Below are 14283 nucleotides of genomic sequence, written 5' to 3' on the forward strand. Positions count from 1 at the left end.
TCAGCCAGGCAGATAGACCGCATCGATGGAGGGTTCTGTTGCGGTTGTGACAACCCCGCGCGCAACAAGGTCTTCCAGATGGGCGAGCACAGAAAGGGCTGCTGCCCCATGCAACCTGGGATCCGTGTCCCGGTATATGGAGCTGACCATCTCGGGGATTGTCCGGTCTCCGCGCGTAACGCGATCCAGAATTGCACGCTCACGCATTTTGCGGTGGGCCTTCAATCCACGCATGAAGCGCTGCGGGTTTTTGACCCTGCCACCATGACCGGGAAAAAACACCGTGTCGTCACGCGCCAGCAGGCGATCGAGCGAGGCCATGTAGTCCGACATGGCTCCATCTGGCGGTGCGACGATGGAAGTCGCCCACGCCATGACGTGATCCGCGGAAAAGAGTATGCCAGTGTTTTCAAGCGCAAACGCGGCATGGTTGGCGGCATGGCCGGGTGTATGAATGGCTCGAATGGCCCAGCCGTCGCCCTCGACCAGTTCATCGTCGGCGAGCGCGTGGTCCGGTGCAAAGTCCGTATCCGCACTTGCATCAAGGGGATTGGTCTCACCGATTCTCAATGGCCTGGCAGCGCGGTGAGGGCCTTCCGCACAGACAAGCGCCCCCGTTTCGCTCGCCAGCCTGGAGGCGAGCGGAGAGTGGTCCCGGTGTGTATGGCTAACGAAGATGTGGCTGACCGGCCTTCCGTCAATGGCCCTGAGAAGTGACTGCAGATGGCCTTCGTCTTCCGGGCCGGGATCGATGACGGCGAGGGTGGATCTGCCAACGATGTAGCTGTTTGTGCCGTGGAATGTGAAGGCGCTGGGGTTGTTGACTGTGACGCGCAGAACATCCGGTGCCACCTGGACCGCCTCGCCATAGGCGGGGTCGAAACGTGTTTCAAATTCGAGAGCCATTGGCAGTTTGTCCGGAAACGGTGAGGACTGCACGGTACGAAGCCGCATTCAGGTTGCCGCATATCATGGAAGCTTCTATAGGAGAAGGAACGTGCAATATTTCGTAAAGAGCCTGAACGGAGGAGCTATGTCGCTCGCTATCGCCTCAAAATCGCTCGTTTCGCGGACGCTTCCGCACAACGCAACGCAGCGTTTGATTACGCAGCTTTTCCTTGCCATTGGCGCAACGGTGGTTCTCGCCCTATCGGCGAAGACCCGAGTGGTGCTTGGGCCAGTCGATCTTTCTCTTCAGACATTGGCTGTTCTCGTCATCGGCGCGACGTTCGGCATGCGCCTCGGTGTCGCGACGCTTCTCCTTTACATGGCTGAGGGCGCCATGGGCCTCCCGGTGTTCCAGGGGACGCCCGAGAAGGGAATTGGCTTCGCTTACATGATGGGGCCGACGGGCGGATACCTGCTCGGGTTCGTGGCTATGGCGGCAATTGCCGGCTGGGCCGCCGACCGCGGATGGGACCGCAACCCGCTGAAACTTGGCGGTGCGATGCTGGTGGCAGAAGTCGCTATGATGACCCTTGGATTTGTCTGGCTTGCCGGCTTGATCGGTGCGGACAAGGCCTGGCAGTTCGGTGTCGCTCCGTTCATCCTTCCCGACTTGATCAAAGTTGCCCTGGCCGCCTGCTTCATGCCGGCAGCGTGGGCCTTGCTGCGGGGTCTGGGAGGCTCAGGGCGTTAAGCCTTCGGGACCTTTTGAGCCAATAAACCTGTTTGTGTCGGGCTGGATGGTGATGTCTGGCCCGATTTCTTGAGGGGACGGGAATGAGTGTTTTGGTCACCGGTGGTGCCGGTTACATTGGCAGTCACATGGTCTGGGAACTGCTGGATCACGGTGAAGAGGTTGTGGTTCTCGATCGTCTCAGCACCGGCTTCGATTGGGCTGTGGCGGGGGCTGCAACGCTGATTGTCGGAGACATTGCCGACCAGGAGCTGGTCGAGAATGTCATCCGCGAGCACGATGTCGATTCGATCATTCATTTTGCCGGATCCATCATCGTTCCCGAATCGGTATCGGATCCTCTGGGCTACTACCTCAACAATACGGTCAAATCCCGCAGCCTGATCGAGAGTGCTGTGCGGTGTGGCGTGCGGCACTTCATTTTTTCTTCGACGGCAGCCGTCTATGGAAGCCCGAAACATTTTCCCGTGGGCGAGGACACGGAACTGCGGCCGGAATCACCCTACGGCACATCGAAAATGATGACCGAACTGATGTTGCGCGATTGTGCGGCTGCCTACGAATTCGATTACACGGTGCTGCGTTATTTCAACGTGTCGGGGGCGGATCCGGACCAGCGAACCGGCCAGTCCACCAAAGGTGCGACACATCTGATCAAGGTCGCGTGCGAGACGGCCACGGGCAAGCGCGACCATATGGAAGTATTCGGCACGGACTATGATACGCCGGATGGGACCTGCGTACGCGATTACATTCATGTTTCTGATCTCGTCAATGCGCACTATCTTGCGCTTAAGCGCATGCGTGACGGAAAAGGCAGCCTCGTTGCCAATTGCGGTTACGGAAACGGTTATTCGGTGCTTGAGGTCATCAATGCGGTGAAAGATGTAGCCCAGAAGGATTTCGAGGTGCGTGTTTCAGGGCGCCGTCCCGGCGACGCGGTGGCGATCGTTGCCGAAGCCGAGCGATGCCGACGGGAACTGGAGTGGAAGCCACGCTTCGATGATCTGAATACGATTGTGGAGCATGCTCTCAACTGGGAAGCCAAACTCGCCAAACGGAACCGGGAATGACGTATCGCGGGGTCAACCGACTCTTCACCCTGGCCGTGTTTGCCATGCCGCCGGTCGCCGGCTCGGTTTCCAGCGTGGTATGGCATGGCGGGGCGCTCTGGTGTGCCTTTGAAGTCCTTACCGGCCGGCGCCGTCTGAGTCCCGACATAGCGATGCGGTGGATCGCGCTGTTGATGCTGGTTTATGTCGCAGCCAACCTCGTTGCGTTCCTTGCCAATGAGCCGTCCCTGGGCATGGCGTACAAACTTTTGCCTCTCGCCACATTTCTTCTGTTTCCCTTCTCCTACTCGGTCTGGACCATATCGGACAGGGAAGAGGTTGCTCATGCGCTTCTTGCCGGCTGTGCGCTGGCGAGCTTCGGCGCGCTTGTGCTGGCGGTTGTCCAGTACTTCTTTCTGGACATGCGGGCCGAAGGCGGTGCCGGCAATGCATTGGTATTTGCAGATGTGGCCTGCATGGCAGGGCTTTCCTGCCTGGCGGGCGCACTCGCCTTCGAGAATCGCCGCCCCCTCTTGCTGAGCGTTGCTTTCGTAGCTGCTTTCGCTGCCGTGACCCTGTCCGGCTCCCGCTCGGTGTGGGTGTTGATGATCGTCCTCACATTGGTTCAGCTGTTCATTTTCCGAAGATTTGTGGCGACCCTGCTGAAGGGGCGGATGCTCGCACTTGCAGGCCTCGTTATTGTTATAACTGTACTGGCTTCCGGCCTTATCGTGGATCGGTTCGAAACGCTCTGGCACAATGTGGAGAGGCTGACAGAGGGGGGATACTACAATACGTCTGTTGGTCTGCGTGTTGCTCTTTGGAAAACGGGCGCGCAGCTCTTCGCCGAAAATCCTCTCATTGGCCACGGAATGCAGAATGTAACGGCGCTGATCCATCAACGTCTGCTGGATGATTTTGGTCTGAAAGTGGGCTTCACCCATTTTCACAACGGATTTCTCACCATCTTTGTCGAGTCGGGCATTGTGGCCGGCTGCGCGATCATCGCCATGTTCGCCCTGATCGCCTTTTTGGCGGTACGCAGCCTGAACCACGGACGGGACCGACTGGCGCGCCTGGGCGGAACTCTGCTGTTGATGCTTGTTGTGGTCTATGCTGGCGGGGGAAGCGTGAACCTCATTTTCGGCCACGACATCCTCGACACCGTCTTCATGATGTTCCTGATAATCGGGCTCTTTCTTGCGCAGGGTACCTCGCGGCTGCCCGACAGGCAGCAGGAGCGGGAGAGCGTGGCGTTTTCCGGACCCGAGAGCCGCCTCTGAACAGAGGCGGGCAGGGCTTTCCTTGCAGATCTTTGGACAGCGCCGCTCCTTCAGATGCGGCCGTAGCGATCTTCAAGGCGGATGATGTCATCTTCACCGAGATAGGAACCGGACTGCACCTCGATCAGTTCCAGCGGGATCTTGCCCGGGTTTTCCAGCGCGTGGATCTCGCCCAGTGGAATGTAGGTCGACTGGTTCTCGGTCAGCATGATTGTCTCTTCGCCCTTCAGGACCCTTGCCGTTCCCCGCACCACGACCCAGTGTTCGGCCCGATGATGGTGCTTTTGGACCGAGAGCTTCGCACCTGGCTTCACGGTGATCCGCTTGACCTGGTAACGATTGCCGATATCGATGGAATCATAGTCGCCCCAGGGCCGGTAGACCCGTCGATGATCCACGTGCTCGGTGCGGTCTGCCGCCTTGAGCTGGCCGACGACCTCCTTGACGTTTTGCACCGCATCGCGCCTGGCCACCAGAACGGCGTCCGCCGTCTCGACCACAACCAGATCTTCCACGCCGACAATCGCGACGAGGCGTTTCTGGGCAGAGACGATCGAGTTCCTGGAAGCAACCTGCAACACGTCGCCGGTCAAAGCGTTTCCGTTGGCGTCTTTGGTCTGTGCCTCCCATATGGCGGACCACGAGCCGATGTCGTTCCAGCCGGCATCGAGCGGGACGACAGCCGCCCTGTCGGTCTTTTCCATCACCGCATAGTCGATGGAATCGGCCGGGCAGGCCTCGAAAGCCTCCCGTTCCGGCCGGAGGAAATAGTCGTCGCTTTCCACGCCCGCCATGGCTGCCTTGCAGGCATCGAGTATCGCCGGAGCATGGGTGTGCATCGCTTCCAGATACGTGCTGGTCCGGAACATGAACATGCCGCTGTTCCAGTCATATCCGCCATCTTCCAGATAGGCCTGTGCGGTGGCCAGGTCGGGCTTTTCCTCGAAACCTGAAACGGCAAACCCGGTCTCGCCGATCCTTTCACCGCGACGGATATAGCCAAATCCGGTCTCGGGACTGGTCGGCACGATGCCGAATGTCACCAGCCGGCCCTCCCGGGCCAGAATTTCGGCCTTGGCAACCCCTTCATGGAATGCAGGCAGGTTCTGAATGAGATGATCGGCGGGCATGACCAGAAGCAACGGGTCTTCCCCGTTGGCCGCGGCCTGCAGCGCGGCAAGTGTGATGGCCGGCGCGGTGTTGCGGCCCACCGGCTCAAGCACGATGGGAGCCTTTTCGATGCCGGCCTGCCGAAGCTGTTCGGCGGCGAGAAAGCGATGCTCTTCATTGCAGACTGTAAGCGGAGCCGCACAATCGAGGCCAACAAGCCGCGCCATGGTCTGTTGCAACATGGTCGTTTCGCCGACCAGCGTGCAAAACTGCTTGGGATAGTGTTCGCGCGAAACCGGCCATAGCCGCGTTCCCATTCCGCCTGCCATGATCACCGGTACAAACATCAATCGACCCCACCATCATCGTCTAGATTACGTTTCCCTGACCGTGAATGCGCTGAAGCGCTTTTCGACGTTTCAAAATGCATACACGTAGATTGCTCCGACATTAGATTGGAAACGTTGACGCCGGGTGTAGGCAATAAGTCCATCAGTGGATTTACGGCATCCATGGGGAGAGGGCGCTACCCCGACGAGCTTTTTTACCCCACGGCAAGCCGTGAAAGCAGCCAAAAGTGAATGTGTTTTGCCTCCTTTGCCGGGGAAAGCGGTAACGCTCTGCGGCAAGTTTATCCCCGCGCGCCCGGGCGCCTCTAGACTCGTGCTCTCACAAGGAACGGGCCGCCATGGAACAGACTGCAAATCTCAACCTCCCTTACATCATGCCCTCTCAGGCGCAGAAGCATGTGACACACAACGAAGCCATTCGTCTGCTCGATGGGTTGGTGCATCTCGCCGTGCGCGACCGCGATCTCTCGACGCCGCCTTCCAGCCCGGATGATGGCGCGTGCTACATCGTCAGTACCGCCGCCTCGGGAGCCTGGAGCGGGTGGGAAGACCAGATTGCCTATTTCGTGGACGGGGCCTGGGAAAGGCTTGCGCCTGTGACCGGCTGGCGCGCATGGGTCATCGATGAATCGCGGCTTGTGGTTTTCGACGGAACGGCTTGGCAGCCGATCGACGGTGTGCCCGAAAGCGGGGCCGAGATCCAGAATGCAGCCCTGTTCGGGCTTGGCACGAGTGCCGATGCCGTAAACCCTTTTTCCGCAAAGCTCGACAAGGCGCTCTGGACAGCCCGTTATGCTGCCGAAGGGGGCACGGGCAGCCTGCTCTATACGATGAACAAGGAATTGCCTGCCAGCGATGTCGGTTTGCTGCTGCAAAGCGGCTTTCTCACTCGTGCGATGATGGGGCTTTTCGGCTCGGACGGCTGGCGGCTTGCCGTTTCGGCAGACGGTTCCACTTTCAACGACGCGATTTTGACAGACGAGAACTCCGGTCGTGTCGCGCTGCCATCGAACCCGAAATTTCTTGGCTTCATCAACTACGACCAGTACATCGCCGCCGACACCTGGCAGACCGTGGCGATCAACAACACGGTGGCGAACGGCCAGGCTGCCTTCGACACGGGGACGAACCGTTTTACCGCGCCGACCGACGGGCTTTATCGTTTTGGAGCGATGATTGGCTGGAAACAGAACGGCACCAATGTTCCCTCCGCACTCAAGGCGAAACTGGTGCTGAATGGATCGGGCGACCTTTGCGCGCCTTTGGTGTCGGCCGGTGTGGCCAGTCTCGCGGTCGATGGTTCGGAGGCCGCGTTGCACCTTCACGTGATGGCGGGGCTGACGGCGGGCGACACGGTTGAGCTGGCACAGTTCTTCGGCGGGCTCGACGGCTATGTGCCGGCGTCGATCACCCGGTTCTGKGGTGAGTGGGTGGCCTGACCAGTCAGGAAAGGGAAAGCACGCGCTCCACAGAAAGGCTGAAGACGACTGCTTGTCGTGGGGCCGTGCTTCTGCTATCCACCGCTTCGCTCGGTCTTGGGGCGTCGCCAAGTGGTAAGGCAACGGTTTTTGGTACCGTCATTCGCAGGTTCGAATCCTGCCGCCCCAGCCATGACCTATTTTGTAAAAAAAATCAGATACTTAGACGAAGGACAGGAATGCCGTGTGTTACAACTATGTGGGTATTCCACATGGTTTAGGGCCTGTGGATAATCTATCTGCGACGGGCCAACGGGCACGAATATTGACAAGCCATTTTCAAGTAGTGAACTTGTCACCCGGTAACATTATTCGGATGAGCAATGGTCAACTTAGTTCCCTTTTTCCGCTTCTATCAGTTTACGCACGGCATTCGGATGCTGAAAAAAGGATACACAGCGGCACGGGACTCCTTGGAGGCAGAAATCAAAGGCACGCAAGCGAAAGCCGCTGCCTACCAAGAACATTTGGCCAATGGGGGAGAACGAATTTGCGAGTATGATGCGGATGGGTATCTCCTGTGGGAGCAATCCCAAGTGTATGACATCGAAATCGAAGACGCGCGCAAAGCGATCTTCGAAATTCGCAAGGCTTTGGTCATTGCCCTATATCATCACTGGGAGCATTCGGCCGCCAGTTGGAAAGGCAGCGATGCCTCCCACGGCAAACTTGCGGAGTTCTGCATTGAGGAAGGCTACGGCCCGTCACCTGACCTTAGTGCAGTGCAATACCTTGTAAACTATCTAAAGCATGGCTCAAATTCGAGAACGGATTGGCTGAAGCGATTGAGAAATGAATATCCTTGTTTTCTTACACAGCTGCCCGGCAACGAACTTAGGCTATCGGAAGTTGATCTAGACAGGGTAGCCGCCGCAATCGAAGCTACCGGCCCGAGTTCGCCGGCAATTATTGTCGAAAAACAATAGTGCCGCATTCTTGGGGAAGCCATAAGAGCCCGTCGTGCGAGCGGCGGAATTAGGCCGGCATGATGCAATATGCCTGCACTGCCGAACCTAGAATGCAAATCGCTGAGAGAATCCCCGACGCTATGCCGGTCCAATGCGTCCGCGTGATCCAGCGATTTGTGCCGTCATCGAACTTCGGCCAATGCTCATCATCGTAGATCATACCGGGGTTCACGGCTTCATAGATAGCCGCGTGAAAGCTCCAATTTGCCCAGACAAGGAAGCCGCATAAGAAGGCCAGGAGCAGCCCGGCAACGTGCCACCAAAACACCGAAGGAAGCACTGTCGACGCCAGCCGTTCATTCTGCGCGAGGAACGCGATGGCAGCGCCATGCACAAGCAACAGCGATGCTATCAGCCACCGCCCATAGTCAGCATTTAGCTGAAACGCGTGGCGCTTGCTCTTTTGGTAATCCTCATATCGGAGTTTCCGAACTTCGATTACTTCGTCGCGTGTCATTGGCACGATTACCCCTCCCGCTTCCATCTATATCATTGGCGGGGTACGACGAAAAATAAAAGCCCGCCGGAGATGCGGCGGGCTTCGGCCGGATTCGCACGGTGCGTACGATCAACCAGCCTGCTCGATCATCCCCCGCAACTCGTCCACCTTGGCCTTCAACAGCGCCTTGTCGCCGCGGGTTTCCACGTTGAGGCGCAGCAGGGGTTCGGTGTTGGAGGCGCGCAGGTTGAAGCGCCAGTCATCGAACACCATGCCGAGGCCGTCCTGGTTTTCGATTTCCGGGTTCTGCGGCAGATAGTGGTCGGAAATGCGCTTCTGGACCTCGGCTGCATCCGAAACGGTGAAGTTGATCTCGCCGGAGCACGGATAGGCCGCGATGCGCTCTTCGAGGCGCTCGGCGAGCGTGGTGCCGCTGGCCGAAAGGTCCGCCACCACATCGAGCCACGCAAGCATGCCCGAATCGCAATAGGCGAAATCGCGGAAATAATGGTGCGCGCTCATCTCGCCGCCATAGATGGCATTTTCCTCGCGCATCATCTGTTTGAAATAGGCGTGCCCCGTGCGGCAGGGTTTTGCCACGCCGCCGGCGCTCTCCACCATGTCGATCGTGTTCCAGGTCAGGCGCGGATCGTAGAGGACGGTGCTGCCGGGATGTTTGCCAAGCAGGGTCTGGGCGATCATGCCAACCAGGTAGTAGCCTTCGACGAACCGGCCCTTGTGATCGTACAGGAAGCAGCGGTCGAAATCGCCGTCCCAGGCGATCGCCAGATCGGCACCGTGTTCGATGACCGCCCTGCTGGCCTTTTCGCGTTTTTCCGGCAACAGCGGATTGGGCACGCCATTGGGCAGGCGCGGGTCGGGCTCATGGTCGATCTTGATGAAGGTGAAGGGCAGGTGCTCTTCCAGAAGATCGATGATCGGCCCGGCACAGCCATTGCCCGCGTGGCAGACGATCTTCATCGGTTTCAGGTCCTGACCGGCCACCTCGTTGAGAAGGCGCTCGATATAGGCATCGCGGTCGCAAACATCGTGCAGGGTGCCGCGTGCGGCATAATCGGCGACCGGATGAAGCATCGCGTCGGAGCGCATGATTGCCTCGATCGCGTTGAAGGCATTGTCCGGCGTCGCGGCTGATGCGCCCTTCAGCACCATCTTGATGCCGTTGTAGTCTGGCGGGTTATGGCTGGCGGTCACCATGAGGCCGGCATCCGCGCCGCTGGCAGCGGTATGGAAATAAACCTCTTCCGTGCCGCAACGGCCAACCGGCCTCACGCTTACGCCGCTATCAAGGAGGCCCTGGGTCAGCGCTTCGGCGAGAGCCGGGCTGTCCATGCGCATGTCATGACCGACAACGACCGTGCCGGGGTTGAGGCTCTGCTTGAGCGCCTGTGAAAAGCGATAGGCGAAGGGGATATTGATTTCCTCGGGGATTCGACCACGAACGTCGTACGCTTTGAAAGGGGCGCCCATACTTTCCTTCCTGGATGTTACTTGAAGACGAACAATGCGCTGTTGCCGTGGAGCATTGCAATGATTGATTGAAGTTTTGTTAGGTTTGCGAGAAAGAGCACATCACCGGATTCGCGGCGGCAAATGCGCACGCCCTTCAAATACACAAGGGGCTGAAACGGTTGCAGACTGCCTTGTTCACCTCTTGTAACAGCTGAGGTGTCAGTTTGAAGGGCACCCTTGGTTGCGCTACGCCTGCTGCATCCCTATTCAACGAGCGGGGCTGATGCGGAATCATCCCGCAACTGATTGGGCAACAAATGCAATTTATCGATCTCGGCGCTCAGCGTGAGCGCATCAAGGACAGGCTCGCAGCTGCAATCGACACGGTCGTGGCAGAAGGACGCTATATTTTAGGACCGCAGGTTGCCGCTTTCGAGGAGCAGCTTGCAGCCTATGTCGGAACGAAGCACGCAATCGCGTGCGCCAACGGCACGGATGCGCTGTTGATGCCATTGATGGCCTACGGAATCGGACCAGGCGACGCCGTTTTCTGCCCAAGCTTCACCTTTGCCGCAACGGCGGAAGTGGTGGCGCTGGCCGGTGCCGAGCCGGTGTTCGTGGAGATCGACGCCGATACCTACAATATGGATCCCGGTAGCCTCACGGCAGCCATCGAATACATCAAGTCGGAAGGCCGGTTGACCCCGAAGGCGGTGATCCCGGTCGATCTTTTCGGTCTGGCCGCCGATTATGGCGCGATCGAAGGCATCGCCGCGCGCGAGGGGTTGCGTATCATCGAGGACGCTGCGCAATCCATCGGTGGCACACTCAACAACAAGCGCTGCGGCGCGTTCGGCCACGTGGCGTCCACCAGCTTCTACCCGGCCAAGCCGCTCGGCTGCTATGGTGATGGTGGCGCGATGTTCACCGACGATGATGAGCTTGCCGGCGTGCTGCGCTCAATAGCCTTTCACGGCAAGGGCGAGAGCCAGTACGATAATGTGCGCGTGGGCCTGAATTCGCGCCTCGACACGATCCAGGCCGCGATCCTGATCGAGAAGCTGGCGATCCTCGAAGACGAGATGGAAGCGCGCCAGAAGGTTGCCGCACGCTATGCTGAAGGTCTTGGCGATGTGGTGAAGGTTGCGGTAACGCCGAAAGGGCACCGCTCGGCCTGGGCGCAGTATGCCATAGAGACCGAGAAGCGCGATCTCGTGCGCAGGCGCCTCGGCGAAGCGGGTATACCCTCTGTCGTCTATTACGAGAAGCCGCTTCATCTGCAGAAAGCCTATGACATGTATGCGAAGGCGCCGGGCGGGCTTGCCATCTCGGAGAGCCTGCCGCACCGCATCCTGTGCCTGCCGATGCACCCGTACCTGGCCGAGAGCGATCAGGACCGTGTGATCGAGACCATTCGCAAGGCTGTCGCGGAGTAGACGGAAAACGGTTTTCAGGGCTTTGGCTGCGCTCTGGCGGCGGGCCTACACCAATTCTGAAATGTCTTTTCCCTTGCATTGGGAACAACGCAAAATGCGCCTCGCAAACCGGGGGTCGGTGGGAGAGTGCGCTCCTTGATAGGCCAAATACCGCGTGATACCTAAAGGCACAATCCAGACGCAGCCAAGGACCCGGCCGCATCGACACAGACAAGAAGGCGAGAAAATGCCGGCAGCCCTCACTCATCTCGGCAGGCTGGAAGCCGAGGCGATCCACATTTTCCGCGAAGTGGCGGCGACGTTTTCCAAACCCGTGATGCTCTATTCCGTCGGCAAGGATTCCTCGGTGCTGATGCATCTGGCGATGAAGGCGTTCTATCCCGCCAAGCCGCCATTTCCTTTCCTGCATGTGGACACCACCTGGAAATTCCGCGAAATGATCGCATTCCGGGATCGGATGGCCAAGGAAAAGGGCTTCGACCTCCTCGTCCATATCAATGAGGAAGGCGTGCGCGACGGCATCAACCCGTTCGATCACGGTTCCAACACCCACACCCATGTGATGAAGACGGTGGCACTGCGCCAGGCGCTCGACAAATATGGCTTTGACGCGGCCTTTGGCGGCGCGCGGCGCGACGAGGAAAAGAGCCGCGCCAAGGAACGCATTTTCTCATTTCGCTCCGCAGGACATGCCTGGGACCCCAAAAACCAGCGGCCGGAGATGTGGAAGATCTACAACACCCGCGTTGCGACGGGTGAATCGATCCGCGTTTTCCCGTTGTCCAACTGGACCGAACAGGACATCTGGCAATACATCCTCCAGGAGAACATTCCCATCGTTCCGCTATATTTCGCTGCCAGGCGGCCTGTGGTGGACCGGGACGGCATGACGATCATGGTCGATGACGACCGGATGCGCCTTCTGCCGGGCGAAAAGGTGGAAGAGCGCATGGTCCGTTTCCGCACACTTGGCTGCTACCCGTTGACGGGTGCTATTCCTTCGAATGCGACCACCCTTGAAGAGATTGTCGGCGAGATGCTGACGGCCCGTACGTCTGAACGGCAGGGACGTCTGATCGACCGCGATGAGGCGGGCTCGATGGAAAAGAAGAAGCGTGAAGGGTATTTCTGATCATGTTGACCGGCAACAAAGCGCCCGTGGGTGAAGAAGACACGGCTCCGGTCGATATTCGCGACTACGTGGCAGGGCAGGAGAACAAGGGGCTCTTGCGCTTTTTGACCTGTGGATCGGTGGACGATGGCAAGTCGACGCTGATCGGACGCCTCCTGTTCGACACCAAGCTGATCTTCGAAGACCAGCTGGCAGCTCTTGAAAACGATTCCCGCAAGCATGGCACGGCTGGCGACGAGATCGATTTCGCGCTTCTCGTAGACGGGCTGGAGGCGGAACGCGAGCAGGGCATCACCATCGATGTGGCCTATCGCTTTTTCTCCACGCCGCGGCGCAAATTCATCGTGGCCGATACGCCGGGCCACGAGCAATATACCCGCAACATGGCGACGGGTGCCTCCACAGCCGATCTCGCCATCGTTCTGGTGGACGCGCGGCAGGGCATCCTGCCTCAGACACGGCGGCATTCGATCATCGCCTCGCTTCTGGGTATCCGCCATATCGTGGTGGCGGTGAACAAGATCGACCTCGTTGGTTTTGACGAGGCCGTGTTCGAGCGGATTGCAGGCGAGTATCGCGCCTTTGCCGAGGAGCTCGGTTTCAACTCGATCCAGCCTATCCCCATGTCCGCACGTTATGGGGACAACGTTACCCGTTCTTCGGACCAGACACCCTGGTATGACGGACCGTCGCTGCTCGAGCATCTGGAAACAGTCGATATCGAGGTCGAAGCAGAAGGCCGTCCGTTCCGCTTTCCCGTGCAGTATGTCTCCCGGCCCAATCTGGATTTCCGCGGTTTCGCAGGCACTGTTGCCTCCGGCCATATCGGTGTCGGCGATCCGGTAACCGTTGCCAAGTCGGGGAAACAGACACGCATTCGCCGCATCGTCACCCAGGACGGCGATCTAGACGTTGCGTCCGAGGGGCAGGCCGTGACGCTTGTGCTTGAGGATGAGGTAGAGCTGTCTCGCGGCAATATGCTGGTGACGCCGGAAGCGCGTCCTCATGTGGCCGATCAGTTCGCTGCAACGCTGGTATGGTTCGATGAAAACCCGCTTCTTCCGGGGCGTTCCTACATCCTGCGCACCGAGACGGATGAAGTTTCGGCCACGGTGAGCCACCTCAAGCATCGCCGCAACATCAACAATTTTGCCGAAGAAGCGGCCACATGCCTCAACCTGAATGAGGTCGGGCTATGCAATTTCTCGACACAGGCGCCCATAGCCTTCGATGCCTTCCGCGACAATCGCGTTACGGGTGCATTCATCCTGATCGACCGGCTGACCAACGCGACGGTCGGCGCGGGAATGATCGAGTGGCCGCTGCGCCGCGCCGCCAACATTCACTGGCAGGCGCTCGATGTCACACGTCAGTCCCGCGCGGCGCTAAAGCATCAGAAACCGGCCGTGCTCTGGTTCACCGGGCTATCCGGTTCGGGCAAGTCGACCATCGCCAGTCTGCTTGAAAAGAAGCTGCACGCATCCGGCCGACACACCTATGTGCTGGACGGCGACAATGTCCGCCACGGATTGAACCGCGACCTTGGCTTCACGGATGCCGATCGGGTGGAGAATATCCGCCGTGTGGCCGAAACCGCGAAACTGATGGCGGATGCCGGACTGATCGTGCTTGTCTCGTTCATCTCGCCTTTCAGGGCGGAACGGCGCATGGCGCGTGAGCTGATGAACGAGGGCGAGTTCGTGGAAGTCTTCGTGGACACGCCGTTCGAGGATTGCGCCCGACGCGACCCGAAAGGTCTTTATGCCAAGGCGCTCAAGGGTGAAATCAAGAATTTCACCGGTGTCGACTCCCCCTATGAGACACCGGAAAAGGCTGATATCCACGTCAAGACGGTGGCCCGCGCGCCGGAAGATCTGGTCGATGAAATTGAAGCCTGGCTCCGGGACCGCGGCTACTGCTGAT

The 14283-nt window shown here is 58.9% G+C and carries 12 protein-coding genes and 1 tRNA gene; 9 read left to right on the forward strand and 4 right to left on the reverse strand.

The genetic code is table 11. From position 1 onward, the window contains the following. On the reverse strand, positions 1-906 hold the full coding sequence (locus HF949_RS08505; protein ID WP_292899878.1) for an MBL fold metallo-hydrolase: 906 nt from the start codon (positions 904-906) through the stop codon (positions 1-3). A 127-nt stretch (positions 907-1033) separates the two neighbouring features. Here HF949_RS08505 and HF949_RS08510 point away from each other — a divergent pair, with 127 nt between their 5' ends. The 3 genes from HF949_RS08510 (at position 1034) to HF949_RS08520 (ending at position 3974) form a co-directional block, all read left to right on the forward strand. After that, positions 1034-1639 (forward strand): biotin transporter BioY, encoded by a 606-nt coding sequence (locus HF949_RS08510; protein ID WP_292900083.1) that lies wholly within the window; start codon positions 1034-1036, stop codon positions 1637-1639. Between the two features lie 83 nt (positions 1640-1722). Beyond that, complete coding sequence (galE, locus tag HF949_RS08515) at positions 1723-2712, forward strand: UDP-glucose 4-epimerase GalE (protein WP_292899880.1); 990 nt, start codon at positions 1723-1725, stop codon at positions 2710-2712. Continuing rightward, positions 2709-3974 (forward strand): O-antigen ligase family protein, encoded by a 1266-nt coding sequence (locus HF949_RS08520; protein ID WP_292899882.1) that lies wholly within the window; start codon positions 2709-2711, stop codon positions 3972-3974. Before galE ends, HF949_RS08520 begins: the two co-directional genes overlap by 4 nt. Positions 3975-4024: 50 nt before the next feature. Here the strand turns inward: HF949_RS08520 and HF949_RS08525 are convergent, their stop codons facing one another. After that, complete coding sequence (locus HF949_RS08525) at positions 4025-5431, reverse strand: mannose-1-phosphate guanylyltransferase/mannose-6-phosphate isomerase (RefSeq protein WP_292899884.1); 1407 nt, start codon at positions 5429-5431, stop codon at positions 4025-4027. Between the two features lie 341 nt (positions 5432-5772). Between HF949_RS08525 and HF949_RS08530 the strand changes: the two genes are divergently transcribed. From HF949_RS08530 to HF949_RS08540, 3 genes are all read left to right on the forward strand, one after another. Next, the gene (locus tag HF949_RS08530) at positions 5773-6873 is read left to right on the forward strand and encodes a DUF2793 domain-containing protein (RefSeq protein WP_292899886.1); all 1101 of its coding nucleotides are present in this window, start codon (positions 5773-5775) and stop codon (positions 6871-6873) included. Between the two features lie 97 nt (positions 6874-6970). Next, positions 6971-7045: transfer RNA gene (locus HF949_RS08535), tRNA-Gln, on the forward strand. 190 nt (positions 7046-7235) lie between these two features. Next, positions 7236-7838: a hypothetical protein gene (locus tag HF949_RS08540; RefSeq protein WP_292899888.1), complete on the forward strand. Its 603-nt coding sequence runs from the start codon at positions 7236-7238 to the stop codon at positions 7836-7838. Between the two features lie 49 nt (positions 7839-7887). On the opposite strand, the gene HF949_RS08545 is transcribed toward HF949_RS08540, so the two are convergent. Next, positions 7888-8337 (reverse strand): hypothetical protein, encoded by a 450-nt coding sequence (locus HF949_RS08545; protein ID WP_292899890.1) that lies wholly within the window; start codon positions 8335-8337, stop codon positions 7888-7890. Positions 8338-8448: 111 nt separating this feature from the next. Beyond that, positions 8449-9810 (reverse strand): phosphomannomutase, encoded by a 1362-nt coding sequence (locus HF949_RS08550; protein ID WP_292899891.1) that lies wholly within the window; start codon positions 9808-9810, stop codon positions 8449-8451. A gap of 299 nt (positions 9811-10109) precedes the next feature. On the opposite strand from HF949_RS08550, the gene HF949_RS08555 reads away from it, so the two are divergent. The 3 genes from HF949_RS08555 to cysN all read left to right on the forward strand — a co-directional run bounded on the left by HF949_RS08555 (position 10110) and on the right by cysN (position 14282). Beyond that, on the forward strand, positions 10110-11228 hold the full coding sequence (locus HF949_RS08555; RefSeq protein ID WP_292899893.1) for a DegT/DnrJ/EryC1/StrS family aminotransferase: 1119 nt from the start codon (positions 10110-10112) through the stop codon (positions 11226-11228). Between the two features lie 226 nt (positions 11229-11454). Then, on the forward strand, positions 11455-12360 hold the full coding sequence (gene cysD / locus HF949_RS08560) for a sulfate adenylyltransferase subunit CysD (protein WP_292899894.1): 906 nt from the start codon (positions 11455-11457) through the stop codon (positions 12358-12360). Positions 12361-12362: 2 nt separating this feature from the next. Next, positions 12363-14282: a sulfate adenylyltransferase subunit CysN gene (gene cysN / locus HF949_RS08565; RefSeq protein WP_292899896.1), complete on the forward strand. Its 1920-nt coding sequence runs from the start codon at positions 12363-12365 to the stop codon at positions 14280-14282. The last annotated feature ends 1 nt before the right edge of the window (position 14283 follow it).

The sequence above is a fragment of the Nitratireductor sp. genome (assembly GCF_017794765.1).
GTDB lineage: Bacteria > Pseudomonadota > Alphaproteobacteria > Rhizobiales > Rhizobiaceae > Nitratireductor.

What these genes read in the sequence shown, in the direction of transcription:
- HF949_RS08540 (WP_292899888.1), top strand. Translation starts at nt 7,236, where the DNA reads ATGGTCAACTTAGTTCCCTTTTTCCGCTTCTATCAGTTTACGCACGGC.
- cysN (WP_292899896.1), top strand. Translation starts at nt 12,363, where the DNA reads ATGTTGACCGGCAACAAAGCGCCCGTGGGTGAAGAAGACACGGCTCCG.
- cysD (WP_292899894.1), top strand. Translation starts at nt 11,455, where the DNA reads ATGCCGGCAGCCCTCACTCATCTCGGCAGGCTGGAAGCCGAGGCGATC.
- HF949_RS08505 (WP_292899878.1), bottom strand. Translation starts at nt 906, where the DNA reads ATGGCTCTCGAATTTGAAACACGTTTCGACCCCGCCTATGGCGAGGCG.
- HF949_RS08555 (WP_292899893.1), top strand. Translation starts at nt 10,110, where the DNA reads ATGCAATTTATCGATCTCGGCGCTCAGCGTGAGCGCATCAAGGACAGG.
- galE (WP_292899880.1), top strand. Translation starts at nt 1,723, where the DNA reads ATGAGTGTTTTGGTCACCGGTGGTGCCGGTTACATTGGCAGTCACATG.
- HF949_RS08510 (WP_292900083.1), top strand. Translation starts at nt 1,034, where the DNA reads ATGTCGCTCGCTATCGCCTCAAAATCGCTCGTTTCGCGGACGCTTCCG.
- HF949_RS08550 (WP_292899891.1), bottom strand. Translation starts at nt 9,810, where the DNA reads ATGGGCGCCCCTTTCAAAGCGTACGACGTTCGTGGTCGAATCCCCGAG.
- HF949_RS08520 (WP_292899882.1), top strand. Translation starts at nt 2,709, where the DNA reads ATGACGTATCGCGGGGTCAACCGACTCTTCACCCTGGCCGTGTTTGCC.
- HF949_RS08545 (WP_292899890.1), bottom strand. Translation starts at nt 8,337, where the DNA reads ATGACACGCGACGAAGTAATCGAAGTTCGGAAACTCCGATATGAGGAT.
- HF949_RS08525 (WP_292899884.1), bottom strand. Translation starts at nt 5,431, where the DNA reads ATGTTTGTACCGGTGATCATGGCAGGCGGAATGGGAACGCGGCTATGG.